The organism is Rhizobium acidisoli (assembly GCF_002531755.2).
GTDB classification, from domain to species: Bacteria; Pseudomonadota; Alphaproteobacteria; order Rhizobiales; family Rhizobiaceae; genus Rhizobium; species Rhizobium acidisoli.
On sequence record NZ_CP034998.1, the window covers coordinates 2,957,344 to 2,982,115 of the forward strand.

25 protein-coding genes and 1 pseudogene are annotated in these 24,772 nt (G+C 61.1%); 12 read left to right on the top strand and 14 right to left on the bottom strand.

Features of this window, described 5'->3' with window-relative positions:
* Positions 1 to 128: 128 nt before the first annotated feature.
* The 5 genes from CO657_RS14610 to glpK form a co-directional block, all read right to left on the bottom strand.
* Positions 129 to 419, bottom strand: a complete 291-nt coding sequence (locus tag CO657_RS14610; RefSeq protein WP_012558561.1) for a GIY-YIG nuclease family protein — start codon at positions 417 to 419, stop codon at positions 129 to 131.
* A 139-nt stretch (positions 420 to 558) separates the two neighbouring features.
* The gene (locus CO657_RS14615; protein WP_054182775.1) at positions 559 to 1,032 is read right to left on the bottom strand and encodes an SRPBCC family protein; all 474 of its coding nucleotides are present in this window, start codon (positions 1,030 to 1,032) and stop codon (positions 559 to 561) included.
* A gap of 97 nt (positions 1,033 to 1,129) precedes the next feature.
* The gene (locus CO657_RS14620) at positions 1,130 to 2,389 is read right to left on the bottom strand and encodes an RNA polymerase sigma factor (RefSeq protein ID WP_012558563.1); all 1,260 of its coding nucleotides are present in this window, start codon (positions 2,387 to 2,389) and stop codon (positions 1,130 to 1,132) included.
* Complete coding sequence (locus CO657_RS14625; RefSeq protein ID WP_012558564.1) at positions 2,386 to 2,760, bottom strand: YciI family protein; 375 nt, start codon at positions 2,758 to 2,760, stop codon at positions 2,386 to 2,388. Before CO657_RS14625 ends, CO657_RS14620 begins: the two co-directional genes overlap by 4 nt.
* A 161-nt stretch (positions 2,761 to 2,921) precedes the next feature.
* Entirely contained in the window at positions 2,922 to 4,415 is a 1,494-nt protein-coding gene (gene glpK, locus CO657_RS14630; RefSeq protein ID WP_012558565.1) for a glycerol kinase GlpK, read from the bottom strand.
* Between the two features lie 255 nt (positions 4,416 to 4,670).
* Between glpK and CO657_RS14635 the strand changes: the two genes are divergently transcribed.
* From CO657_RS14635 to xdhC, 6 genes are all read left to right on the top strand, one after another.
* On the top strand, positions 4,671 to 5,447 hold the full coding sequence (locus CO657_RS14635) for a 3-hydroxybutyrate dehydrogenase (RefSeq protein ID WP_012558566.1): 777 nt from the start codon (positions 4,671 to 4,673) through the stop codon (positions 5,445 to 5,447).
* Positions 5,448 to 5,475: 28 nt separating this feature from the next.
* Positions 5,476 to 6,942, top strand: coding sequence for a xanthine dehydrogenase small subunit (xdhA, locus tag CO657_RS14640; RefSeq protein ID WP_012558567.1), 1,467 nt, complete (start codon positions 5,476 to 5,478; stop codon positions 6,940 to 6,942).
* A 214-nt stretch (positions 6,943 to 7,156) separates the two neighbouring features.
* On the top strand, positions 7,157 to 9,496 hold the full coding sequence (gene xdhB, locus CO657_RS14645; RefSeq protein ID WP_012558568.1) for a xanthine dehydrogenase molybdopterin binding subunit: 2,340 nt from the start codon (positions 7,157 to 7,159) through the stop codon (positions 9,494 to 9,496).
* A 14-nt stretch (positions 9,497 to 9,510) separates the two neighbouring features.
* The gene (locus tag CO657_RS38235) at positions 9,511 to 9,693 is read left to right on the top strand and encodes a DUF559 domain-containing protein (RefSeq protein ID WP_425349924.1); all 183 of its coding nucleotides are present in this window, start codon (positions 9,511 to 9,513) and stop codon (positions 9,691 to 9,693) included.
* Positions 9,635 to 9,937: an endonuclease domain-containing protein gene (locus tag CO657_RS14650; protein ID WP_425349925.1), complete on the top strand. Its 303-nt coding sequence runs from the start codon at positions 9,635 to 9,637 to the stop codon at positions 9,935 to 9,937. Before CO657_RS38235 ends, CO657_RS14650 begins: the two co-directional genes overlap by 59 nt.
* 250 nt (positions 9,938 to 10,187) lie before the next feature.
* Entirely contained in the window at positions 10,188 to 11,003 is an 816-nt protein-coding gene (gene xdhC, locus CO657_RS14655) for a xanthine dehydrogenase accessory protein XdhC (RefSeq protein ID WP_012558569.1), read from the top strand.
* Here the strand turns inward: xdhC and CO657_RS14660 are convergent.
* Entirely contained in the window at positions 10,979 to 11,182 is a 204-nt protein-coding gene (locus tag CO657_RS14660; protein WP_012558570.1) for a hypothetical protein, read from the bottom strand. The genes xdhC and CO657_RS14660 overlap by 25 nt on opposite strands.
* A 101-nt stretch (positions 11,183 to 11,283) precedes the next feature.
* On the opposite strand from CO657_RS14660, the gene gcvA reads away from it, so the two are divergent.
* Complete coding sequence (gene gcvA, locus CO657_RS14665) at positions 11,284 to 12,180, top strand: transcriptional regulator GcvA (RefSeq protein WP_012558571.1); 897 nt, start codon at positions 11,284 to 11,286, stop codon at positions 12,178 to 12,180.
* Positions 12,181 to 12,328: 148 nt separating this feature from the next.
* Here the strand turns inward: gcvA and CO657_RS14670 are convergent, their stop codons facing one another.
* Complete coding sequence (locus CO657_RS14670; protein ID WP_003565666.1) at positions 12,329 to 12,661, bottom strand: hypothetical protein; 333 nt, start codon at positions 12,659 to 12,661, stop codon at positions 12,329 to 12,331.
* 162 nt (positions 12,662 to 12,823) lie between these two features.
* Positions 12,824 to 13,510, bottom strand: a complete 687-nt coding sequence (locus CO657_RS14675) for a Type 1 glutamine amidotransferase-like domain-containing protein (RefSeq protein ID WP_012558572.1) — start codon at positions 13,508 to 13,510, stop codon at positions 12,824 to 12,826.
* Positions 13,511 to 13,636: 126 nt separating this feature from the next.
* On the opposite strand from CO657_RS14675, the gene puuD reads away from it, so the two are divergent.
* From puuD to CO657_RS14690, 3 genes are read left to right on the top strand one after another with little or no spacing between them, the layout of a single operon-like run.
* On the top strand, positions 13,637 to 14,875 hold the full coding sequence (puuD, locus tag CO657_RS14680) for a urate hydroxylase PuuD (RefSeq protein WP_054182776.1): 1,239 nt from the start codon (positions 13,637 to 13,639) through the stop codon (positions 14,873 to 14,875).
* Positions 14,872 to 16,179: a guanine deaminase gene (guaD, locus tag CO657_RS14685; protein WP_012558574.1), complete on the top strand. Its 1,308-nt coding sequence runs from the start codon at positions 14,872 to 14,874 to the stop codon at positions 16,177 to 16,179. The genes puuD and guaD overlap by 4 nt, the downstream gene beginning before the upstream one ends.
* A 52-nt stretch (positions 16,180 to 16,231) precedes the next feature.
* Positions 16,232 to 16,492 (top strand): type II toxin-antitoxin system ParD family antitoxin, encoded by a 261-nt coding sequence (locus CO657_RS14690; protein ID WP_012558575.1) that lies wholly within the window; start codon positions 16,232 to 16,234, stop codon positions 16,490 to 16,492.
* Between the two features lie 391 nt (positions 16,493 to 16,883).
* Here the strand turns inward: CO657_RS14690 and CO657_RS14700 are convergent, their stop codons facing one another.
* From CO657_RS14700 to tnpC, 3 genes and pseudogenes are all read right to left on the bottom strand, one after another.
* On the bottom strand, positions 16,884 to 17,435 hold the full coding sequence (locus tag CO657_RS14700; protein ID WP_012558576.1) for a hypothetical protein: 552 nt from the start codon (positions 17,433 to 17,435) through the stop codon (positions 16,884 to 16,886).
* Positions 17,436 to 17,697: 262 nt separating this feature from the next.
* Positions 17,698 to 17,976, bottom strand: coding sequence for a hypothetical protein (locus tag CO657_RS14705; RefSeq protein ID WP_012558577.1), 279 nt, complete (start codon positions 17,974 to 17,976; stop codon positions 17,698 to 17,700).
* Between the two features lie 27 nt (positions 17,977 to 18,003).
* Positions 18,004 to 19,018 (bottom strand): annotated as a pseudogene (gene tnpC, locus CO657_RS14710) (IS66 family transposase); the annotation flags it as partial.
* A gap of 155 nt (positions 19,019 to 19,173) precedes the next feature.
* On the opposite strand from tnpC, the gene CO657_RS14715 reads away from it, so the two are divergent.
* Positions 19,174 to 20,316, top strand: coding sequence for an alpha-hydroxy acid oxidase (locus CO657_RS14715; protein ID WP_012558578.1), 1,143 nt, complete (start codon positions 19,174 to 19,176; stop codon positions 20,314 to 20,316).
* 18 nt (positions 20,317 to 20,334) lie between these two features.
* Here the strand turns inward: CO657_RS14715 and CO657_RS14720 are convergent, their stop codons facing one another.
* From CO657_RS14720 to CO657_RS14730, 3 genes are read right to left on the bottom strand one after another with little or no spacing between them, the layout of a single operon-like run.
* Positions 20,335 to 20,775 carry a hypothetical protein gene (locus CO657_RS14720; RefSeq protein WP_012558579.1) on the bottom strand — a complete coding sequence of 147 codons (441 nt, stop codon included), beginning with the start codon at positions 20,773 to 20,775 and terminating at the stop codon, positions 20,335 to 20,337.
* Positions 20,772 to 22,100 (bottom strand): phosphatase PAP2/dual specificity phosphatase family protein, encoded by a 1,329-nt coding sequence (locus CO657_RS14725; protein ID WP_041671499.1) that lies wholly within the window; start codon positions 22,098 to 22,100, stop codon positions 20,772 to 20,774. Before CO657_RS14725 ends, CO657_RS14720 begins: the two co-directional genes overlap by 4 nt.
* Positions 22,101 to 22,111: 11 nt before the next feature.
* Positions 22,112 to 23,896, bottom strand: a complete 1,785-nt coding sequence (locus CO657_RS14730; protein WP_012558581.1) for a bifunctional alpha/beta hydrolase/class I SAM-dependent methyltransferase — start codon at positions 23,894 to 23,896, stop codon at positions 22,112 to 22,114.
* 199 nt (positions 23,897 to 24,095) lie between these two features.
* On the opposite strand from CO657_RS14730, the gene CO657_RS14735 reads away from it, so the two are divergent.
* A complete protein-coding gene (locus CO657_RS14735; RefSeq protein ID WP_054182777.1) occupies positions 24,096 to 24,707 on the top strand; it encodes a CDP-alcohol phosphatidyltransferase family protein in 612 nt (203 codons plus the stop codon).
* The last annotated feature ends 65 nt before the right edge of the window (positions 24,708 to 24,772 follow it).

Genomic DNA, 24,772 nt, shown 5'->3' on the forward strand with positions numbered 1-24,772 from the left:
CGTCAGTCTTGGCACTATATGCCTATACCAAGAGGATGCTCTTGAGCACTGCCAACACCAGGAACTCCCTCATTCCTGTGCTCGTCACAGGAATCCAGCAGTCGCGCGTCCGCGCGACGAGAGACTCGTCACAGACTGAGCAGATGAAACGAAATATCCTCCCATTCCGGATTCTCCTGTTCAATCAGATTGAGCTTCCACTGCCGTGGCCATTTCTTGATCGTCTTCTCCCGCGTGATCGCTGTCGTCAGCAGATCATGCTCCTCAAACCACACCAGCGTCTTGACTCCATATTTCGATGTGAAGCCCGGCGTCAGCTCATTCTGATGCTCGTATAGCCGCACGGCCAGGTCCCGCGTCACGCCGGTATAGAGCGTGCCGTTGCGTCCAGATGCGAGGATGTAGACGTATCCTTTCATCTCCGCAGATTGGCACAGGATACATCCGACGTCGACAGAGACAGGGCCACACTCAAGCCCCCAATTCGAATCTGAATTCAATGACTTCGAGGCGCCGGCGGAATCATCTTCCAAGCCGCCTCAAACCGTACTTGAAGCGTCAGGACGGCGCCTTCGCCAGCAATCCCGCCAGCTGATCTGCGGCCTTGCCCCATCCTTCATGGAAGCCCATCTTCTCGTGCGTTTCCTTGTCCTCGGCGCGCCAGTGCAGCGCCTTGGCGGTATATTTCGTGCGGCCATTGCCGAGGTCTTCGAGCAGGATGACCCCGGTAAAGAAAGGTTTTTCGGCAGGCACCCAGGCGCTGGTATAGGCGTCGGTGAAGACGATCTTCTCGTTCTCGACGATCTCGAGGTAGACGCCGCGGTTCGGATAGCGATTGCCCTCGGGATCCTGCATGACGATGACGCTGGCCCCGCCGGGACGGACATCGAGCGTTGCTTCCGCCACACTCCAGGGGCGCGGCACGAACCATTGCTTCAGCAGGTCTGGATCGGTCCATGCCTTGTAGATCTTCTCGCGCGGCGCGTCGAATTCGCGAACGAGGGTGAGTTCATGTTGGGTGCTGGCGGTCATTTCAACATCTCTCCATTTGAATAAACCTGTTTCCGTCAGGTTGTTACAAGGACGTGCCGAAGTTCGCCGTTCCGACAAAGCGGCGATTTTCTCTTGATTATTTTGCGACCGGTTGGGCTGCCTCTGCCTGCATCTTGTCGATCTGTCGGCGGATATGGGCAGCTTCCGCCGCCGAATGGGCAAGCGCGATCGCGCGGTCGAAGGCTTCGCGCGCCTGGCGGGTCAAGCCAAGCTGCTTCAGCAGCCCGCCCCGCAGGCCGTGATAGTAGAAATAGCCGCCGAGCTTCTCACCGAGCGGATCGATCAGATCGAGCGCCTCCTGCGGCCCGTGCAGCTTGGAAACCACGACCGCGCGATTAAGCGTCACGACGGGCGAAGGCTGAACCCGCTCCAGCGCGCGATAGAGCAGATCGATTTCCACCCAGTCGGTGTCTTCCGCGCGCTTTGCCCGGGAATGGATGGCGGCAATCGCCGCCTGAAGCTGATACGGGCCGGGCCGGCGGTGTCGCAGCGCCTTGTCGAGCAGCGCCAGGGCCTCGTTGATGAAAGGCTGGTTCCACAGCGAGCGGTCCTGATCTTCGAGCAGCACGATCTCATCTTCGGCGCTGAAGCGCGCCGGCCGGCGCGAGATCTGCAGAAGCATCAGCGCCAGCAGACCCATCAACTCCGGTTCGGACGCAAAGAGGTGCAGCATCAGCCGTGCCAGCCGGATCGCCTCGTCGCTGAAGGCGGCCGCCTCATGCTTCGGGTCGGCCTGGCTGTAGCCTTCGTTGAAGACGAGATAGATCATCGTGCTGACGATCGTAAGACGCTCGGCCCTTTCCTCAGGGCTCGGCGTCTCGAACGGCACGCCTGCCTTGGCGACGCGCGCCTTGGCGCGGGTGATGCGTTGCTCCATGGCGCTTTCCGACACCAGGAAGGCGCGGGCGATCTGCGTCACCGAAAGGCCGGAAACGATGCGCAGCGCCAGCGCGATCTGCTGGGTCGCCGGCAGATCGGGATGGCAGCAGATGAAAAGAAGCCGCAGGATATCGTCGCGATAGTGGGAATCGTCCAGCCGCCCGGCGATATCGCTTTCGGCGTCCTCGGTATCGGAGATCGTATCCTCGTCCGGCAGGGCCTGGAGCTTCGCCCGCTTGCGCACCGCGTCGATCCCGCTGTTTCGGCCGACGAAGATGAGCCACGCCGTCGGATCGCGTGGCGGCCCTTTTTCCGGCCAAGTGCGGATCGCCCTCAGGCATGCCTCCTGAAACGCCTCTTCCGCGGTATCGAGATTGCGGAAATAGCGCAGCAGCGCGCCGAGCGCCTTCGGCCGGGCCGAGGCAAGAGCAAGGTCGATCCAGGCAATGTCTGTCATGATGAAGCATCTCCCGGCCTGAACACGTAGAACGGCCGAATTTCGTAAGAGGTGGAACCCGGATTGACCGATGAAAGCTGTTTCGAAAAGGCGACCGCCTCGTCGAGCGTTTCGAAATCGACCACGTAGAAGCCGAGAAGCGCCTCTTTGGTTTCCGCAAAAGGCCCGTCGATGACCAAGGGCTCGTCCTTGCCCTTGCGCACGGTGGTCGCAGCCGTCGTCGGCATCAGCCGGCCGACGGGGCCGAGCTTGCCGGATTGGGCAAGCGGCTCCTGCACGGCGTAAAGCTTCTCCATGACGGCGGCCTCTTCCTCCTTGGTCCAGGCGAAGACGGTTTCCTCATGGGCGTAACAAAGGATTGCATAAAGCATTGCTCACTCCTCTTTCCGAATGACGAAGGAGTAGCCGCTTAGCCGACAGGCCGCATCAAAAAATTCTGGATGGAATTCGTGATCTTGCGGAGCACGGCAACGCTCCGCGGAAGAAATAACTGGATGCTGCGTGAAGACGCCCAGAGACTATAGCGCTTTCCTCACCCCTCGCTCAGCGTCCGCCTGACAGCGCTTCTCCAGCCCTTGAGCTTGGCCGCCCGCACCTTCTCGTCCATGTCGGGCTCGAACCGCCGGTCCCGCTTCCATGCCGCCGAAAAACCGTCCCTGTCGGGCCATACGCCTGCCCGGCTGCCGGCGAGCCAGGCAGCACCCAGTGCCGTCGTCTCCAGGATCACCGGCCGGTCGACCGGGGCATCGAGCAGATCGGCCAGGCGCTGCATCGTCCAGTCGGAGGCGACCATGCCGCCGTCGACGCGCAGCACCGTGTCGTCGCCGCCATTCTTCCAGTCCTTCTGCATGGCGTCGAGCAGATCACGGGTCTGGTAGCAGACGGCTTCGAGCGCCGCCCGGGACAGTTCCGCCGGGCCGCTATTGCGCGTCAGCCCGAAGATCGCACCGCGTGCCTTGGCATCCCAATGCGGTGCACCGAGGCCGGTGAAGGCGGGCACGAGATAGACCTCCTGCGTCGGATCGGCCCTCTCGGCCAGCGCGTTGGTTTCGGCGGCGCTGCCGATGATGCCGAGCCCATCCCGCAGCCATTGCACGGCGGCACCGGCGATGAAGATCGACCCCTCGAGCGCATAGGTCGTCTCGCCGTTCAGGCGATAGGCGATGGTGGTGAGCAGCCGGTTTTTCGAACGCACCATGTCGGCGCCGGTATTGAGCAGCGCGAAACAGCCGGTGCCGTAGGTCGATTTCAGCATGCCCGGCTGGAAACACGCCTGGCCGATGGTCGCCGCCTGCTGGTCGCCGGCGACGCCCAGGATCGGGATCGCAGCACCGAAAATCTCGGAATCGACCGTGCCGAATTCGGCGGCGCAATCCTTCACTTCAGGCAGCATGGCGGCAGGCACGCGCAGAATATCGAGCAGGTCCTCGTCCCAGCTGTTTTCGGCGATATTGTACATCAGCGTGCGCGAGGCATTGGTGGCGTCGGTGACGAAGCTCTTGCCGCCCGTCAGCCGCCAGATCAGGAAGGTGTCGATCGTGCCGAAGCAGAGATCGCCTCTGGCGGCGCGTGCCCGGGCACCCTTCACGTTGGCGAGCATCCAGGAAAGCTTCGTCCCGGAGAAATAGGGATCGAGGAGCAGGCCGGTCTTCTTGGTGAACAGCCGCTCGAGATCCTGCCGTTTCAGATTGTCGCAATAGCTTGCGGTGCGCCGGTCCTGCCAGACGATGGCATTCTGGATCGGCCGGCCCGTCTCGCGCTCCCAGACGACGACCGTCTCGCGCTGGTTGGTGATCCCAAGTGCAGCAATATCCCTGGCCGTAACGCCGGCATCGCTCAGCGCCATCTGGACAGTGGCGACGACCGAATCCCAGATTTCCTCGGGATCATGCTCGACCCAGCCGGAGCGAGGATAGATCTGGGTGAATTCCTTCTGGCCCTTGCCGGCGACATGCATGTCGCCATCGAAGACGATCGCCCGCGTCGACGTCGTCCCCTGATCGATCGCCAGAACATATCCACCCATGAAATCCTCCCGCTAAAGCAATTCCAGCAAAAGTGCGAAGCGGTTTTGCCTCCGGAATTGCGTGGAAAAAGAGATAGAACATTTCCGTGATTCGCAGAAAAACGGAAATGCTCGGCATGTCGATTATCGTGACAAATCAATAGGACACGGATGCGGGCGAGAAAAGCGAATAAAGCGGAATTGCCAGCCTGCCGGCTTTGGGCATAACCTCGCCATAACGTTGCAACGCAGCATCGCGATGTCAGGAGAAACAGCATGAGCAGATCAGTCGTCGTCACCGGTTCCACCAGCGGCATCGGCCTTGCGATCGCCACGGCCTTTGCCGAAACCGGCGACAACGTCGTCATCAACGGCTTCGGAAATGCCGATGAAATCAAGGCGATCGTCGAGCGGCTTGAATCAGTGTCGAAAGGCCGGGCGATCTATCATCCGGCCGACATGACGAAGCCCGCCGATATCGCCGACCTGATCGAAACGGCGGCAAAGAGCTTCGGCACCGTCGATGTGCTGGTCAACAATGCCGGCATCCAGCATGTCGAGAAGATCGAGGATTTCCCGATCGAAAAATGGGACCAGATCATCGCCATCAACCTGTCGAGCTCCTTTCACACCATGCGCGCCGCCATCCCGCTGATGAAAGCGAAGAAGCGTGGCCGCATCATCAACATCGCCTCGGCGCATGGGCTCGTCGCCTCCCCCTTCAAATCCGCCTATGTCGCAGCAAAACATGGTATATTAGGCCTCACGAAGACGGCGGCGCTGGAGCTTGCCGAATTCGGCGTGACGGTGAACGCCATCTGCCCCGGCTATGTGCTGACGCCGCTCGTCGAGAAGCAGATACCCGATACCGCCAGGGCCCGCGGCATGACCGAGGAACAGGTAAAGAGCGAAGTCATCCTCAAGGCGCAGCCAACCCGTGAATTCGTCAAGGCCGAAGAGATCGGCGCACTGTCGCTTTACCTCGCCAGCGACGCCGCCCGCCAGGTGACCGGAACGCACATCTCGATTGACGGTGGCTGGACGGCGGCTTAACCATTTGGAAAAAACAACCGGGAATATCATGAACGACAGCATCCGCTTCATCCTGAACGGCGAGAATATCGCGCTCACCGATGTCGGGCCGACCGAGACGCTTCTCGATTTTCTGCGGCTGAGGCGGCGGCTGACGGGAACCAAGGAAGGATGCGCGGAAGGCGATTGCGGCGCCTGCACCGTCCTCGTCGGGCGGCTCGCCGACGGCAAGCTCGCTTATGAATCGGTCAATGCCTGCATTCGCTTCATGGGCTCGCTGCACGCCACCCATGTGGTGACGGTCGAACATCTTGCCGGCCGGGACGGCGCGCTGCATCCGGTGCAGCAGGCGCTGGTCGATTGCCATGGCTCGCAATGCGGCTTCTGCACCCCGGGCTTCGTCATGTCGCTCTATGGCCTCTGGCTGACGAAGGAAAAACCCGGCCGCCGCGAGATCGAAAAAGCGCTGCAAGGCAATCTCTGTCGCTGCACCGGCTACGAGCCGATCGTCAAGGCGGCCGAGCAGGTGAGCCTGACACGGCCGAGCGCGCTCTTCGACCCGCTGGAGCGAACGCGCTCGGAAATCATCGCACGGCTCTGGGCCATGCAGGCAAGCGGCACCATCCGGATTGCCAACGGTGAAGACCGGCTGATCGTGCCGGCTTCGCTTCAGGCACTGGCGGAAGTCCTCGCTGAGGAGCCCGACGCGACCGTCATCGCCGGCTCCACCGATGTCGGTCTCTGGGTGACGAAGCAGATGCGCCGGCTGAGCCCGGTCGTTTTCATCAATCATTTGAGCGAACTGCAGTCAGTCGCGGAAGCCGAGGACGGCGTCACCATCGGCGCCGGCGTCAGCTACAGCAGGGCCTTCGAAGCGATCGCCAGAAAAATCCCGGCACTCGGACGGTTGATCGACCGCATCGGCGGCGAGCAGGTGCGCAACATGGGCACGATCGGCGGCAATATCGCTAACGGTTCGCCGATCGGCGACAGCCCCCCGCCGCTGATTGCGCTGGGCGCGACGCTGACGCTGCGCTCCCTGGAAGGTCAGCGCAAAATGCCGCTCGAGGATTTCTTCATCGCCTATGGCAAACAGGATCGCAGGCCCGGCGAATTCGTCGAAAGCGTCTTCGTGCCCTACCCCAAGCCAACCAGCCGCTTTGCCACCTACAAAATCACCAAGCGCCGCGACGAGGACATCACCGCCGTACTCGGCGCCTTCCTGCTGACGCTCGATGAAGCCGAAGTGGTCACCGACATCCGCATCGCCTTCGGCGGCATGGCCGCAACGCCGAAACGCGCCCGGACCGTCGAGGCCGAACTGATGGGCAAACCATGGACGGAAGCGACGATCGAAGCCGCCCGCCCCGCCTTCGACGCTGACTACCAGCCGCTGACCGACTGGCGCGCCACGGCGGACTACCGCCAGCTGACGGCGAAGAACCTGCTGACGCGCTTCTACCTGGAAACGGTGGGCGCGCCGGCGGAGCTGAAGCGGTTTGAGGAGGTGGCGTGATGGACATCTCGACCATCGGCGCCAACCGCCCCCCTCATCCGCCTGCCGGCGCCTTCTCCCCGCTGGGGAGAAGAGACAGGGGGCAACGTCTCGACTCCCTCTTCTCCCCAGCGGGGAGAAGGTGCCCGATAGGGCGGATGAGGGGGGCGAGCGGCACTAAGCCGCGAGCGCCTGGAGCATCTGCGACGGGCAATCTTTCGGCAGGGAGATGTTAATGGACAAGTCCACCTTCGAAAACCCCAAGGTCGTCATCTCCGGCCCCATGCACGGTTCGCTCCGTCATGATTCAGCGCATAAGCATGTCACCGGAAGCGCCGATTATATCGATGATATTCCCGAACCTGCCGGCCTGCTGCACGGCGCGCTCGGCCTCTCCGATCGGGCGCATGCCGAAATCATCAACATCGATCTGTCCGCCGTCGCCGCCTATCCCGGCGTCGTCTGGGTCTTCACCGGCAAGGATGTGCCCGGCGTCAACGACACCAGCTCCAACGGCAGCCATGACGAGCCGCTGCTCGCCGAAACCTTGGTTCAGTTCCACGGCCAGCCGATCTTTGCCGTCATCGCCGAAACACGGGACGCTGCCCGCCGGGCTGCACGGCTGGCAAAAATCGACTATCGCGACCTGCCGCACTGGCACGATATCGACGGCGCGCTCGCCAATGGCGGCCCGCTGGTCATCACCCCGATGACGCTGCAGCGCGGCGAGCCGGAAACGGAAATGCCGAATGCCGCCATGCGTCTGAAGGGCCAGATGCGCATCGGCGGGCAGGAGCATTTCTATCTCGAAGGCCATATCGCCATGGCGATCCCCGGCGAGGACGACGAGGTCACCGTCTGGTCTTCGACGCAGCATCCGAGCGAGATCCAGCACATCGTCGGCCACGTGCTCGATATCCCGTCCAACGCCGTCACCGTCAACGTGCGCCGCTTGGGCGGCGGCTTCGGCGGCAAGGAAACGCAAGGCAACCAGTTCGCAGCGCTCGCGGCGATCGCCGCCAAGAAGCTCGGCCGCGCCATCAAATTCCGCCCGGACCGCGACGAGGATATGAGCGCCACCGGCAAGCGCCATGATTTCCTCGTCGACTACGAAGTGGGCTTCGATGCCGAGGGCCGCATCCACGCGCTCGATGCGACGTACGCGGCGCGCTGCGGCTTCTCCTCGGATCTCTCCGGACCGGTGACCGACCGTGCGCTTTTCCACGCCGATTCCAGCTATTTCTATCCGCATGTGCATCTGCAGTCGAAACCGCTGAAGACGCATACCGTCTCCAACACCGCCTTCCGCGGCTTCGGCGGACCGCAGGGCATGCTCGGCGCCGAGCGTGTCATCGAGGAGATCGCCTATGCCCTCGGCAAGGACCCGCTCGATATCCGAAAACTGAATTTCTACGGCCAGCCGGGCTCCGGGCGCACGCTGACGCCCTACCACCAGGAGGTCGAGGACAATATCATCGCCCGTATCGTCGAGGAGTTGGAGGAAACGGCCGAATACCGGGCGCGGCGCAACGCCATCATCGGCTTCAACCGCGACAGCCGCTATATCAGAAAAGGCATCGCCCTGACCCCGGTGAAATTCGGCATCTCTTTCACCATGACCGCTTTCAACCAGGCGGGAGCCCTCGTCCACATCTATCAGGACGGCTCGATCCATCTGAACCACGGCGGCACCGAAATGGGCCAGGGCCTTTATACCAAGGTGGCGCAGGTACTGGCCGACAGTTTTCAGGTCGATATCTCTAGGGTGAAGATCACCGCGACGACGACTGCCAAGGTGCCGAACACTTCGGCCACCGCCGCCTCCTCCGGCTCGGATCTGAACGGCATGGCAGCCTATGACGCCGCCCGCCAGATCAAGGAACGGCTAATAGCCTTTGCCGCCGAAAAATGGGATGTGGCGCCCTCCGACGTCGTCTTCCTGCCGAACCGTGTGCGCGTCGGCGAGATCGAGATCCCCTTCCCCGATTTCATCAAGCAGGCCTATTTCGCCCGCGTTCAGCTGTCCGCCGCCGGCTTTTACAAGACGCCGAAGATCCACTGGGACCGCAAGGCCGGCCGCGGCACACCCTTCTATTATTTCGCCTATGGCGCCGCCTGCACCGAGGTCTCGATCGATACGCTGACCGGCGAATATCTGATCGACCGCACCGATATTCTCCACGATGTCGGCCGCTCGCTGAACCCGGCGATCGACCTCGGCCAGGTCGAGGGCGCTTTCGTCCAAGGCATGGGCTGGCTGACGACGGAAGAGCTCTGGTGGGATGATAAGGGGCGGCTGCGCACCCATGCGCCATCCACCTACAAGATCCCGCTCGCCTCCGACCGCCCGAAGATCTTCAACGTGCGCCTGGCCGAATGGTCGGAAAACACGGAAGCCACCATCGGCCGCTCCAAGGCCGTCGGCGAACCACCCTTCATGCTGGCGATCTCGGTGCTGGAAGCGCTGTCGATGGCGGTGGCCAGCGTGGCGGATTACAAAGTCTGCCCCAGGCTCGACGCCCCGGCCACGCCGGAACGGGTGCTGATGGCGGTGGAGCGGATGAAGCGGGTGTAGGATGGCGGCGAAAAATGCCCGATCCCGAAGACATCAGGAAAAGACGTCCCGGCAAAACTCTGCAGGCTCGCAAATTGCGCCAAACCGAAACTGAAGAGGAATATCGGCTTTGGGGCGACCTGCGAAATCGGCAGCTAAATGGCTATAAGCTTACGCGACAAGCCCCGCTTGGGGCCTACATCGCCGACTTTCTATGAAGAACGGTTGGTTGTCGAGATCGACGGATTTCATCACGCCGACAATAGGTCTGACGAAGCGCGGACCCAATGGTTGAATGGTGCTGAATACGCTGTCTTGCGTTTCTGGAACCATGAAATAACCAGAGAACGAAGAGCAGTTCTTGAAACGATCATTGCCGCACTTGAAAGGCGGATATTCCAGCGAGATGATATTCTTCGCTTCTATCCTGCGATCGTTCGTCCGGAGAATTTGAAAACGTAATGCGCTTGAACCAAGCCCCCTCATCCGACCCTTCGGGCCCTCTTCTCCCCGCTGGGGAGAAGAGGGAGCAAGACTTTTACGCATTGCTCAAGCAAATCGCTGAACCTGTGGGAACCACATGTAAAAACGCAAATGGGATCAACGAGAGGGCGGCATTCTCCCTCTTCTCCCCAGCGCGGAGAAGGTGGCCCGAAGGGTCGGATGAGGGGGTCTTCGCGGCATACTCCAACGACCGCGAGGTCCGGCTGCCATGACCGACCTCCCCACCTTCCTCACCACCCATCCCGACAGCGTCCTCATCGACATCACCGGCACCCAAGGCTCCACCCCGCGTGAAGCCGGCGCCTTTATGCTGGTCTCGCAAAACGCGCTCTGGGGCACGATCGGCGGCGGGCAGTTCGAGTTCATGGCCATCCGGAATGCCCGGGAGATGCTCGCGGGAACCGGCGGCGCACCAACCATGGATATTCCGCTCGGCCCCGAGATCGGCCAGTGCTGCGGTGGGCGCACGCAGCTGCGGTTTCGCCGGCTGACTGGGGCGGTGAGAGACGAAGTCGAAGCCACGCTTGCCGGCGAGATCGAGCGTCTGCCCGAGGTGCTTCTCTTCGGCGCCGGCCATGTCGGGCGGGCGTTGGCGGCGGCGCTGGCGCCCCTGCCACTGTCGGTGACGGTCGTCGAAACCAGGCAGGAGGAACTGACCAATCTGCCGGCGGAGACGAAGACCCGCCTCGTGCCGATGCCGGAAGCACTGGTGAAGGATATTCCGGCCGGCGGCGCAGTCGTCATTCTGACCCATGACCATGCGCTGGACTTTCTCATCGCCCGCGAGGCGCTTGAGAGAAACGACCTTGCCTACACCGGCATGATCGGCTCGGCGACCAAACGCGCCACCTTCGCAAGCTGGCTTTCCCGCGAAGGCGGGGGAGAGCGCGGCTGGATGGAGCGGCTGACGCTGCCGATCGGCGGCTCGGCGGTCAGGGACAAGCGCCCCGAAGTGATCGCCGCGATGAGTGCCGCCGAAATCCTGACGGCGCTTTCGGCCTACCGCATGCGCTCGTCTTCGTAGTAAGGGTCCCGCCCGTCGAGGAAACCGAGATCGCGCTTGACGCGGTCCGGCATTGCGGAAAAGTCGAGCCGAGGCAGACGGCAGAAACGGTTGGCGCTGCCCACCAGCCAGCCGGCAAGACGCCGGAAAGCACCGATGCTCTGCTGTGGGCGGTTCTCTTCGATCGTGGAGCAATCCATGACATCACCTCGATAGATTGATGGTATGAGTTGCAGTTTGCCGCCGAAAATGCTGCAATTCCAATCGAACGACCGTCTGCCTGCATCAAGAGAACTTATCCATGAAACTCTCGAAACAATTTCCGCTGAATGCGCTGCGCGTCTTCGAAGCCGCGGCACGGCTCGGAAGTTTCACCAAGGCGGGCGACGAACTCGGGATGACGCAGACGGCCGTCAGCTACCAGATCAAGCTGCTGGAGGAGAATGTCGGCGAGCCGCTCTTCCTGCGCCGTCCCCGTCAGATCGCCTTGACCGAGACCGGCGAGCGGCTGGCGCCGAAGGTGACTGAAGCTTTCGCCATGCTGCACGACGCGATGGCGACGGCGCGCGACAGCGTCGAAGGCACACTCGCCATCAGCTCGACCCATACGTTCGCCTCGAAATGGCTGGCGCCGCGCCTCGGCTCTTTCCATTTGAAACATCCGGCGATTGCGGTGCGCTTTCAGGCGAGTTCCGACATCATCGATTTTACCCGTGAACAGATCGATGTCGGGATCCGCTGGGGCGACGGCAACTGGCCGGGTCTGACCCTGCACCGGTTGATGGGGCTGGAGTTCACCCCGATGCTCAGCCCGAAGCTGGCGGAATCAGCCGGCGGGATCAAGGAACCGCGCGATCTCCTGAAGTTGGATCTCTTCGACGCCGGCGACATCTGGTGGAAACAATGGTTCGAGGCAGCCGGCGTCACCGACACGGATCTCGATCGCCGCCCGCGCAACCAGCTCGGCTCCCAGGCGGTGGAAGCCGACGCGGCAATCGCCGGCCATGGCGTTGCCATCCTCCATCCGGCCTTCTACGCGGCCGAGATCGCCCTCGGCCGGCTGTATCAACCTTTCGAACTGACCCGCAGCGACGGCAAGGCCTATTGGCTCGTCTATCCGGAAAACCGTCGCAACGTGCCGAAGATCAAAGCTTTCCGCAACTGGATCCTCGACGAGATGAAGGCAGCCGGCAATTAACGCATGTCGCCCGGAAGTGTGCAGCGGTTTCCCAGGCAAAGCGCGAAGCGCTTTTGCCGCAACGACATGCATCAAAACAAAAAGCTAAAGCGCGTCGCATGAATCAAGCTTGCTGCGACGCGCTTTGGAGCCAGGCATCGCCGCGGCCTCAGTATCCCATCTCCGGCGCGTAGAAGCAGCGCGGCGTGTCCTCGTTCGGGAATAGACAGAGATGATAGTCGTTGTCGCCGGATTGCATCGCCTTCGTCATCGGCAGCAGGAAGACGTGGGCATGCGTGACCAGCCGGTGGTCGCCCGGCAGCAGCGTGACACGATATCCGCCCGGCGTCACCGCCACGCTCTTCGAAGGGATCATCTGGCAGTCGCCATTATGACTGTCGCCGTTGCAACAATAGGGGTCATAACTCCACCCCGACGGTGCGTCGTGAGCCGTCGCCAGCGACGCATACGCAATCATCACACACGTCAGAATGCTGCGCATGGGCATCTTCTCCGTTGATGAATGCGCCGCCGATGATCTAACTTTTCTTATTTATTCCGGCGGCCTTAAACATAACTGCAATCGAGTCGTCATCGTTCAAGATCCGCTATATTAGCAGATCGAGTATAAGACGGAGATAATGCACAGCATTCTCGGCAGCTTTTAGGCACGGGACAGCAGATCGGCGATGCGGCCGCGATCCGCTGCTTCGACAAAACCGCCGGCAATCATCAGCGGAGCGCCGAAGATTTCGACGAGCCCATTGCCGAGGATGAGACCCTCACCGTCCCGGCATGCGAGAATGGGATTTGCCGTGGTCTTGCTGTAGCGCAGCAGCGCGGGGAGATAGCCGGGATCGTCGTTCAGATGCGGAAAGAACTCGAAGGGCGTGAGATCGAGAGCCGCGCCATCCCGTACCGCATCCGGAGAACCGCCCTCAAACAGCGCGTCGGCGGCGATCGTCGGCGTCATCAAAATCGCCCCGGCGCTGGTGCCGACGACTATGCCGTCATCAAGCGCCCATGCGCGCAGTTTTTCCAGCATGCCGCTTTGGCGCAGCCGTCTCAGAAAATCGCCGGTGTGGCCGCCTGTAAGATGGATGGCGTTGCAGGCAAACAGCCGGCCGATCTCCTCGTCGCCGGCAAGCGCGTCGAGATCGACGAACAGATCGAGAGATAGCCCATATTGCGCATAATATTGCCGTTTTTCGTCGAAGAACGCCCGCTGCGGCTCCGGAGCCGAGGCGACATAGCCGATGCGGTTGCCGCGCGACAGAATGAGCGCGGCAAGCCGCCGGTCCATCGGCGCGTTCTCGGCGATGAGCTGATCGCTGTAGAGCGCGGTGATCATTCCATTGCTCCTTCGGCCTCGCCACCGTTGCGGAAACCGGTGCGCATGTGCAGTCTTTCAATCTCCTCTTCCCTCCCCGCCAAAATTTCCGCAATGTCACGAGTCGGAGGAAGATAGGGGAACTCGATGTATGAATATGCCATAGCATGGGAATGGCTCGCCTTCGCGGCGCGCTGGTTCCATGTCGTCACCGCGATCGCCTGGATCGGATCGTCCTTCTATTTCATCGCGCTCGATCTCGGACTGGTGAAACGCCCGCATCTGCCGCCCGGCGCCTATGGCGAGGAATGGCAGGTCCATGGCGGCGGCTTCTACCATATCCAGAAATATCTGGTCGCGCCCGCGCAAATGCCGGAGCACCTGACCTGGTTCAAATATGAGAGCTATTTCACCTGGATTTCCGGCTTCCTGATGCTCTGCATCGTCTATTACGGCGGCGCCGACCTCTTCCTGATCGATCCGCACGTGCTCGATATCACCCCGACGGTGGCGATCCTCATCTCCTTGGCGTCATTGGCCTTCGGCTGGCTCGTCTACGATCTGCTGTGCAAATCCCCGCTCGGCCGGAACACCTGGGGGTTGATGGCCGTGCTCTATGTCGTGCTCGTCTTCATGGCCTGGGGTTATACGCAGCTTTTCACCGGCCGCGCCGCCTTCCTGCATCTCGGCGCCTTTACCGCAACGATCATGTCGGCCAACGTCTTCATGATCATCATCCCGAACCAGAAGATCGTCGTTGCCGATCTCATCGCCGGCCGCACGCCCGATCCGAAATACGGCCAGATCGCCAAGCAGCGTTCGCTGCACAACAACTACCTGACGCTGCCGGTCATCTTCTTCATGCTGTCGAACCATTATCCACTGGCCTTCGGCACGGCGTTCAACTGGGTGATCGCAGCGCTCGTCTTCCTGATGGGCGTCACCATCCGTCACTGGTTCAACACCACGCATGCCAGGAAAGGCCGGCCGACCTGGACCTGGATCGTCACCCTCGTCCTCTTCATCCTGATCATGTGGCTTTCGACGGTGCCGAAACTGCTGACCGGCGAGACGGATGCGGCAGCCGTCGCGCCCGCCTTCCAGCAATTTGCCGGCGATCAGCATTTCCCCGCCGTCAAACAGCTGATCTCGACCCGCTGTTCCATGTGCCATGCGGCTGAGCCCGCCTATGAGGGCATCGTGCGGCCGCCGAAGGGAGTGATGCTCGAAAACGACGCGGAAATCGCCGCCCATGCCCGCGAAATTTATATACAGGCGGGCCGCAGCCATGCGATGCCGCCCGGCAACATCACCGATATCACGCCGGACGAACGCAAGCTGCTCGTCGCCTGGTTTGAAAGCGCAGTCGAAGGCCAAAAACAATGACGACGACACTCCTGCGCGGCCGCCTGCTTTCTTTTCGTCGCGCGCCGCTGAGCCTGACCGACAGCCAGAGCTATCTCTACGAGGAAGATGGCGGCCTGCTGATCGAAGACGGGCTGATCGCGGCGGCCGGCGCCTATGCCGACGTCAAGGCAAAGGCAGCCGCTGATGTGGTCGAGATCGACCATCGCCCGCATCTGATCCTGCCCGGCTTCATCGACATGCATTTGCATTTTCCGCAGATGCAGGTGATCGCCTCCTATGCCGCCAATCTGCTCGAATGGCTGAACACCTATACCTTTCCCGAGGAATGCCGTTTCGTCGAAAGCGCGCATGCTGAAAGGATCGCCACCCATTTCTACGACGAACTGATCCGCCACGGCACGACGACGGCAGTCGCCTATTGCTCCGTGCACAAGACTTCGGCCGACGCCTTCTTCGCCGAGGCGATGAAGCGCAACATGCGCATGGTCGGCGGCAAGGTGATGATGGACCGCAACGCCCCGCAGGGCCTGCTCGACACGCCGGAGATCGGCTATGACGAGACCCGCCAGGTAATATCGGACTGGCACGGCAAGGGCCGCAACCATGTCGCCATCACCCCGCGTTTCGCCATCACCTCGACGCCGGCGCAGATGGAAGCAACCTCAGCCCTTGCCCGCGAATTTCCCGACCTGCACATCCAGACGCATCTTTCGGAAAACCACGACGAGATCAAATTCACCTGCGAACTCTATCCTGATGCGATCGACTATACCGACATCTACGCCCGCTATGGCCTGCTCGGACCGAAAAGCCTCTTCGGCCACGCCATCCACCTGTCGGAGCGCGAAGCCGATGTGATGAGCGAGACGGGCGCCGTCGCCGTCCATTGCCCGACCTCGAACCTCTTCCTCGGCTCCGGCCTGTTTCCGTTGAAGGCATTGGCGCGGCGCGAAAAGCCGGTCCGCATCGGTGTCGCCACCGATATCGGCGGCGGTTCCAGCTATTCGATGCTGAGGACGATGGACGAGGCCTACAAGATCCAGCAGCTGCTCGGCGAACGATTGAACCCGCTGGAAAGCTATTACCTGATGACGCGCGGCAATGCCGAGGCGCTGTCGCTGGCCGACCGGATCGGCACACTGGAACCCGGCACCGAGGCCGATCTCGTCGTCCTCGACGCGGCGGCAACCCCGGCCATGGCGCTGAAGATGGAAGCGGTGAAGACGCTGCCCGAAGAACTCTTCCTGCTGCAGACGATGGGCGATGACAGGGCAATCGCCGAAACCTATGTGGCGGGTGTAGACTTGAAAAAGAACCTTTAGCGAACTTGCAAAAATCCGCCGATCTTCCCATAGTTCTCCGAGAAGATCGCCTATGGACCTGACCGTTTCACTGCCCGATGAGCTGGCGAGCTACATCAAGAGAAAGCTCGATTCCGGCGGTTACAGCTCTTCGAGCGATGTCGTGAGCGAAGCCCTTCGGCTGCTGGAAGAGCGCGACAGCACCAAAGCCCGCGAGACCGAACGCCTGCGCAATGCATGGCAGGAGGGAATGAAAAGTGGCGATTTCGCCCCTTTGGACATTGATGCCGCAAAAGCCGAAGGGCGACGGCGATTTTCAGGATCAAAAACCTGATCGATGGCCACGGTTTTCTATTCGAGCCGCGCCCGCGCGGATATGCTGGATCTGTGGCTATGGATTGCCGAAAAGAGCGGCCCACCAATAGCCGATACCATCATAGACGTAAGCGGTGTTATGGACCCATCTTCCGGATCAGCGTGTGATGTTGGTGTTGTTGCCGAACGGGGTTTCGACATATGACGATTACAGGATTTACGCATAGCACCAGTGCAGACGTGCCAGCGCAGCGGTTTAAGATTTTTACGGGAACTGGACGTCGGCGCGATTGGAGCGCTGTTTCAGCGTCCTGTGGAACTGATATGCTCATGTGATTCCGCTTCAGGGTTTCGACAAAAGCATCGGACATACCGTTCGAATGGGAGCGCAAGTCTGTCGCGGCTGCGGATCAAGGCGGAGGGGTTAGTGCCTCATCATCGAACTTCCGGATTTCAATTACTCCTAGTCCGGACTTAAGCTTGACTCCCCACGGCCCAATTCGCATTTTTACAATTCGTCCATCGTCATGCGTAATCCAAAAATCCACTTTAGAGGCCTGCGGCCCCTCATGACGGATAGCTGAATAGTGCTTTGCTGCGAGATCCAGGTGACTTTCATCACCCTTAAATACACAGTCAGTTATTTTTGAGCCAAATCGGTCCGCTGGAACCCACTTTGTCTGTGGGTAACGGATCCATTGCTTTCGCGTTGAATCTTTCAGATAATTAGTACCTGACTGGGTTCGCAAATCGGCAGTAAACACTAAAGATCCATCATCCTGCTCGGCATAAGCAGTCACGCTCGACCGGGTAGCGTTCATGGTTGCCGCGTATGCGAAGTTGACGATTTCACAGGATGGGTCTTCGCCATTGTCACTGTTAGCTTTCGCCGGTTGAACTGCGCTAATGACGACCAAGGTCGCTCCCGCCAATCCCATCAAAAGTTCAGAGATGCACTTCATCGATCGCCCCTATCTAGACGGCCTCATCATGTAATCAGATGACTCTGATGCAAAGCTAGAATGAAGTGCAAATGATTGCGCTGCATTTCAATTACTCAGGTATCCGCCGAGCATGAATCGACGATACGGACGGAACTAGCTGCGTTAAAGATCCCAGTCAGGAAAATGAAGGTGGACAGTAAGCGGTGTCCCGGTCGCACCTTGACCAAGATGCTTTATGTACGCGGGAGTTCGTCTAACGATACCGGGGCGGCGGCAGCGGTCACGCCTCCTGATTTGGTTCCCCCACGCGCTTTTCCCATTCCGCATTTTCCTGAACGTAGGCCGCCACGACTTCGTAGATAAGATCGCCTTCCAAGACATCCTCGTTTCCAACGAAACGAGACATTTCGACATGGCCGTCTGCAAATATCGAAAGCTCGATGCGCTCACCTACAAGGGTGGCATGCACATCAATCGTATCCTCGCGATATCTATTAAGCATATAGCGGATACCGGCGTCATCGAAGAGCCGCAAAATTCTGAAAATCGGCGACGTCATGGGGCTCGCCTTTCTATCTCTCTAGAGTCACGCGGATAAGCGTATCTCGACAGCAGATGTCTGCAAAGGGGAGATTGAGGGGTGGTTCCACGGCAAGAGATCTTCAATGTGGCTCTGCTTGTGACCATTAACGATGGCGGTGAGCGTCCTAGCCAGGTAGCCGAACGGATCGACAGTATTGAGCTTGCAGGTCTCTATGAAGGACGCGATGGCCGCCCAGTTCTCCGCTGCGGCGTCGTGCCCGGCGAAGAGAGCATTCTTACGGTTCAGGGCTATCGGTCTGATGGCTCTCTCGACGGTGTTGTTGTCGATCTCGATGCGCCCGTCAGTCAGGAAGACGCAGAGCCCATCCCAGTATTTGGCGATATAGGTGAGAGCTTCGCCGAGCGGCGACTTGCCAGCGACAGGGGCACGATGATGCGTGAGCCAGGTCCGCATGTCTGCGATCAACGGCGCTGACCGTGCTTGCCTTCTGTCCAACTGAGCTTCAGGGTCAAGGCCGCGGAGCTCGGCTTCGTTGCGATATAGTCCACCGATCCGCTTCTCGCCTTCCTCTGCAATCGGCGCGGAGCTAGTGCGGGTAATCTCGACCAGCTTGCGCCGTGCATGCGCCCAACAATAGGCAAGCCGAATGTCAGCACCGACGCGGCCCGGTGCGACCAGCCAATTATATCCCGCGTGGCCGTCGACCTGAAGGACGCCCGTGAACCCTTGCAATATCTGATCGGCATGCTGCCCGCTTCGACCGGGGGCATAGGTGAAGGCGACGCCTGGCGGCGCACCTCCCCCAAGGTCGGTCATCGCGGGCCAGGGCCCAGAAATATCCGGTCTTGGTTTTGCGGGAGCCGGGATCGAGGACCGGCGCACGAGTCTTGTCCATGAACAGCTTCGTCGAGCGCTTCAGGTCGGCGATCAGAGCATCAAAGACCGGACGCAGTTCGAACGCTGCCCGGCCGACCCAATCGGCAAGCGTGGAACGGTCGAGATCGATGCCCTGTCGGCTCATGATTTGGGCCTGGCGGTAGAGCGGCAGATATCGTGCGCGTCATCGATGAAGCCAGCGACCTTCCCGATATTGGCTGGGAGGAATAATCGCTTTTCCGCATCGCCGCCGTTGAAGACCTTCGAATTCCCCTCACTCTCCCGCGAATTCCATGTTACGCCGGATAGCCGCATTCAGATGTGAAGGTTCAATTCATGGCCACTCCGCTCACCATCGCCGATCTGAAGAAGCTCGCGCAGCGCCGTGTACCGAAGATGTTTTTCGACTATGCGGATTCGGGCGCCTGGACGGAGTCGACCTATGCGGCAAACGAGAGTGATTTCAGTGGGATCAAGCTGCGCCAGCGGGTGATGGTCGACATGACCAACCGCACGCTGGAAACGACGATGATCGGCCAGAATGTGTCGATGCCGGTGGCCCTGGCGCCGACCGGCCTGACCGGCATGCAGCACGCCGATGGTGAGATGTTGGCGGCGCGCGCCGCCGAGGAGTTCGGCGTTCCCTTCACGCTGTCGACGATGAGCATCTGCTCGATCGAGGATGTCGCTTCGGTGACGACGCGTCCCTTCTGGTTCCAGCTCTACGTGATGCGGGACAAGGATTTCGTCCTTGGGCTGATCAACCGCGCCAAGGCCGCCAAATGCTCGGCACTGGTGCTGACGGCCGATCTGCAGATCCTCGGCCAGCGCCACAAGGACCTGCGCAACGGCCTGTCGGCGCCGCCGAGGTTCACCCCGAAGCACATCTGGCAGATGGCAAGCCGGCCCTTCTGGTGCCTGGATATGCTTAAGACCAAGCGCCGCACCTTCGGCAACATCATCGGCCACGCGAAAAATGTCACCAATATCACCTCGCTCGCCGCATGGACGCACGAGCAGTTCGACCCCCGGCTCTCCTGGGCCGATGTCGCCTGGATCAAGGAGCAATGGGGCGGCCCGCTGATCATCAAGGGCGTGCTCGATCCGGAGGACGCGAAGGCAGCCGCCGACACCGGCGCCGATGCGATCGTCGTCTCCAATCACGGCGGCCGCCAGCTTGACGGCGCCCCTTCCTCGATCAGCATGCTGCCTGCAATCGTCGACGCCGTCGGCGACCGCATCGAAGTCCATCTTGACGGCGGCATCCGCTCCGGACAGGACGTCTTGAAGGCCGTGGCGCTCGGCGCCAAAGGCACCTATATCGGCCGCCCCTTCCTCTACGGCCTCGGCGCCATGGGCAAGGAGGGTGTGACGCTGGCGCTCGGCATCATCCGCAAGGAGATGGATATTACCATGGCGCTCTGCGGCAAGCGCGACATCAAGCATGTGAATTCGTCGATCATCGCTGGGCGGCAGTGACCCTGCTTGAGAAGCCGCTCAGCAGAGCAGCTGCCCATCGGTCGCGTCGAGCAGAAGGATCGCGAAAATCACGAGATAGACGGCGAGGGCGAAACGCTGCTGCCAGACGATGCGGCGCGATCCGGCAATCCGCTTCTCGAGGCCACGCGGCGTCCCGTCAGGCTTGCGCAGCTGCATCCGGGACAAGAGGTCGTCAATGGCGGCAAGGCCGGTGGCCTCTGTCTCGTGGCTCGACGCGAGGCGAAATAACAGCGCATCGAAGAGCAGGTGGATCGCCAGCGCAAGGACAATCCCGCAGAAAACGAGCATCAAGAGCCAGCCGAGCGTTGGAGCGAAACCTCGATATCCCGCGGTGATCGGGCCGACAATCAGTGGCAACAACGCCGTCAGCCCGCAGAAGATCGCATTGCGGCCGAGATTTCGCGCGGCCGCCGAGGCCGTGCTATTCCACTGCGTCATTGCAAGCCCTCCGCCACGGCATGGAGACTTTCCACGGGCAGATAAACACGCCACCCCGCCCGTTCGATCAGCCGCAGCGCTTCGGCTGGATTGTCGCAACGTCGGCTAATGAGCAGCCAGCGCACGATGACGCCGGCGCTCCGCTGGAAACCCAACGCACAGCAGACGAGGACCGGTCCCTGCTGGCGCGCAACCTCGATAAGGTTCGCCGCAGCTCGGGTCTGGATCTTGTCGAGACCGGTCAGATCAAGGGTTGGAAAGCTGGACCAGCCCGCAAGCGTCCCGCTCGGCCGCTGAAGTTCGCCGGTAATGTCGATCACCGTGGCAAAACGGTTGGCCTCGTGGCGACGCGGAAAACGACCAAGATGGACACCATCGGCGATCGCCACGGATGCCGGCATTTTTCGGGTCCAGAGCCAAACGTTGATGACAGCGCCGAGCCGGTAGGGCGCCAGTAGCCAGCGGCTGGCAAACGCGGCCCGGCCATCGCTGCGTTTCAGGAATATCTGCGGACCGGCGCCGAAATATCCGACTGCGACGATCGCCAGCGCAACGGCCGGCCACAGCAACAGAAGCGCTGCGGCCGATAGAGGCGTGCAGAGCACTGCAAGGCCGAGACATGCGAGGGCGCCGCACAGATAGTAGACGCCAAGACGGCGCGACTTCGGATCGCCGCTCAAAGCAAAATTCGCAAGAGGCGAACCGGCATCGCGCGGGAAAAGCCAGGCGGCGAACAGACCGAGCAGCATGCCGGTCGGTATGTCCATGACCTGATGCTGCCACGTCGTCATCACCGAGGCGCCAATCAGGAAGCACCAGAAGTGCCAGAGAAGCCGCCCCTTCCGCGACAGCCGGCCGCGCAGATGGTCCCAGATCACCACCAGGAGCGCGATATGCAGCGACGGCGCCTGGTTGAACGGCTTATCGAAGCCACCGAGGACGGCGAACATGAAACCGGGCAGGCCGCTCGTGGCCGGCCGCACGAAGGTTGCTTCGAGCGGAAACGCGACAAAGCAGGCGACGGCTACTAGCTGGATCGTCAGATAACGCCTCGCGAGCCTATCCACATCGCGCGGCGTCGTGTTGATGAACAGGCAGAGTGCGTAGAACAGATTGATCGACCAATAGGGAATGATCGTCCACGCGAAGAACGGAATGGCGCTTTCCCATGCGAAGGCAATGTTCGGCACATCAGCGCGTTGCGACGCCACCCAATTGGCGCCGCCATAAGTCAGATAGAAGAACGGCGCCAGGAAGACGAGCCAGAGCGCTGCCCGCCTCAGGACCGGCGCTGCCTCAGAAAGCGTTGAACGTGCCTGCCCCAACGGCTTTGCCCTCACACTCTCTCCGCCAGCGAGACGGTGAAAATGCCCCACTGGTCGATCCGTTGTTCGATCTTGCGGAAGCCGGCGGCGGCGATCAGCTGGTCCATTTCTTCTTGCGTCCGCCGCCGCATCACCCACGCCTGGCCGCCGCGATGGGAGGTCAGAGCACGGGCGATCATCTCCAGTTGCGGATGCCATGGCTGGTTGGTGTAGATGAGCAGCCCGCCGGGCTGCATCGCGCGGGCAATCCCATCGAGCGAAGCGGCGATCATCGCATTGTCGGAAAACAATTCATACAGGCCGGAGACGATTGCGAGATCCGGAGCCGGCGTGATTGAAGCCAACCCCTCGCCGTCAAAGGCATCCTGCTGGCGGAAGCTTACGAAATCACCCAGTCCCCGCGCAGCGATGCTGTTGCGGCCGGCGTCGACGTTGATGGGGGAATAATCCTGCAGCCGCGCACTGTCGGGACGCACGGCGGCCGCCTCGATCGCATCAAGGACATAACGGCCGTGCCCGGCGGCTATATCGAGCATGTGGGTACTGCGCCCGGCTGCTTTCAGGCGCTGCAGCGCGCGGTCGATCAGCTCCTGCAAGTGCAGCTTGCGCTGCCTGATGCCGCGCCAGCCGATCGCCTCAAGGAACACCTTGTCGATCAACCGTCCGCCGGGACCGAGCCCCCGCGGCTTGTCCTCGTAGACATAATCGAGCGTTGAGCCGGAATCAAAACCGGTCTCGACCCCGGTCCGTATGCCTTCGGACACCAGTGCCCCGAGCCTGATGTTGAGGCGGCTGAGCGCCCAGTAAATACCGCGTGGGGATGCGGCGTCCAGTGGGCTCGCGAGCCTGTCCGCCTCATCCTTTGTATAGCCCTGGATATGGGCGGTGCGAAGGTCGGCAGGCGCCCGGGGCTCGGCGAAACGCGCATCGATAAAACGGCGGATCTCGGCCAAGGCAATCGCACGGTCCTTTTCGCCAAGTGTGTCATGGTAGAAGCCGGCAAGCACATGCCGTTCCTTGATCCGGCTGCCGAGGTTTTCGTAAAACCGGTGCTGCGGCGCGTGTCGCACCACCCAGTCGCTGCCGGAGATCAGCAGCTGGGTCGGAACGGTGATGGCGCGGGCGTCGCCGACGACGCGGGCTGCCACCTCATAGAGCTGCAACAGGATGTTGGAGGCAATCGGCCGGGTGATCAACGGGTCGGATTCGTAGGAGGCGATGCGCTCGGGGTCATGTGTCAGAAACCTCGCCTTGACATAGGAATTGACGAAGAATGTCCCCTTGAGCCTTTCCCAGAGCGCAATGCCCTCTTTGGCAAAAGGCACGTAGAGCTTGACGCTGAAGGCCGGCGAGGCCAGCACGAGCGCACGGATCGGCGGCGCGTAGTCGTGCACCCAGGTGGTGGCGAGAACCGCGCCGACGCTCTGCGCAATGACAGCGACGTCGTCGACGGCAGTACCGCTTGTCTCGCTGACATGGCGGACGAAGCAATCGAGATCATGCGCCGAGGCGGCAAAGGATGGCGAATAGCCGCGCTCCCCCGGTGAACGCCCGTGGCCGCGCGCGTCCCAGGCGTAGAAGGCAAAATCATCGAGGCCGAGCTCGGTGGCGAGATGGGCGACGCGGCCGCTATGCTCGTGGCCGCGATGGAGAAGGACGATTGCGCCCTTAGGTGCAGCACCCGTCGCAGGCCACATCCGATAAAAGAGCCGTGTGCCATCATGCGAGACAAATTCGGATTCATGCATTGGTCTGGCCGTCGATGACGAATGCCCACTATCGGCAGCTTGCAGCACGGTCTTCTCCAGTTCTGATCGATGGATAAGTTGCAACCATTAGCGGAACAGTGATTTGCATTCATTGCAAAAGTCTAGTCGCAAATGTAAGTCCTATGCGAGAACCGCTATGAAGTATGGACTTCCCCACAAGTACGACGATCTGCACCGCCGGAGCCGGAATAGATTTATCCGATGCCACGAAATTCCATGAGGTCGCATGTCTGTTTATCAATTGAAGTCCCGGTTTCAGAATATTCTTCGCCCTCTGGTGCGCTCCCTTGCGGCGCGAGGCGTCAGCGCCAATCAGGTGACTTCAGTTGCCGCCGCCGTCTCGGTTGCACTCGGCTTCTTTCTGAGCGTTGCTCCGCTTCCGCATTGGTTCCTGCTGGTGCCTGTGTGGTTTCTCCTGCGCATGGGCCTCAACGCCATTGACGGCATGTTGGCGCGCGAACATGGGCAGAAGAGCATTTTAGGCGCCTACCTGAACGAGATCGGTGATGTCGTGTCGGATGTCGCCCTGTATTTGCCGTTTGCGCTCATCGATCCGAACGGCTTGGGGCCGGCGATGGCCGTCATCTTCCTTTCGGTGCTGACGGAATTTGCCGGTGTTTTAGGTCAAACGGTCGGCGCGAGCCGACGTTACGACGGGCCACTGGGTAAGAGCGACCGAGCAGTGCTTTTTGGCGCGCTCGGCATCTTTTTCGCGATGGGTGGTACGTTTGCGGCATGGACTTGGTGGCTTTGGGCGGTGGTGGCTCTCCTTCTCATATGGACCATCATCAACCGTATCAGCGCCGGTATCCGCGAGGCGCAGACGGCCGCCCGATAGGGAGCGGAGCCGATCTGCTGCCGGATCTTCCATCAGCACCGGAATGTCTCAAACGCTGCTTCTTG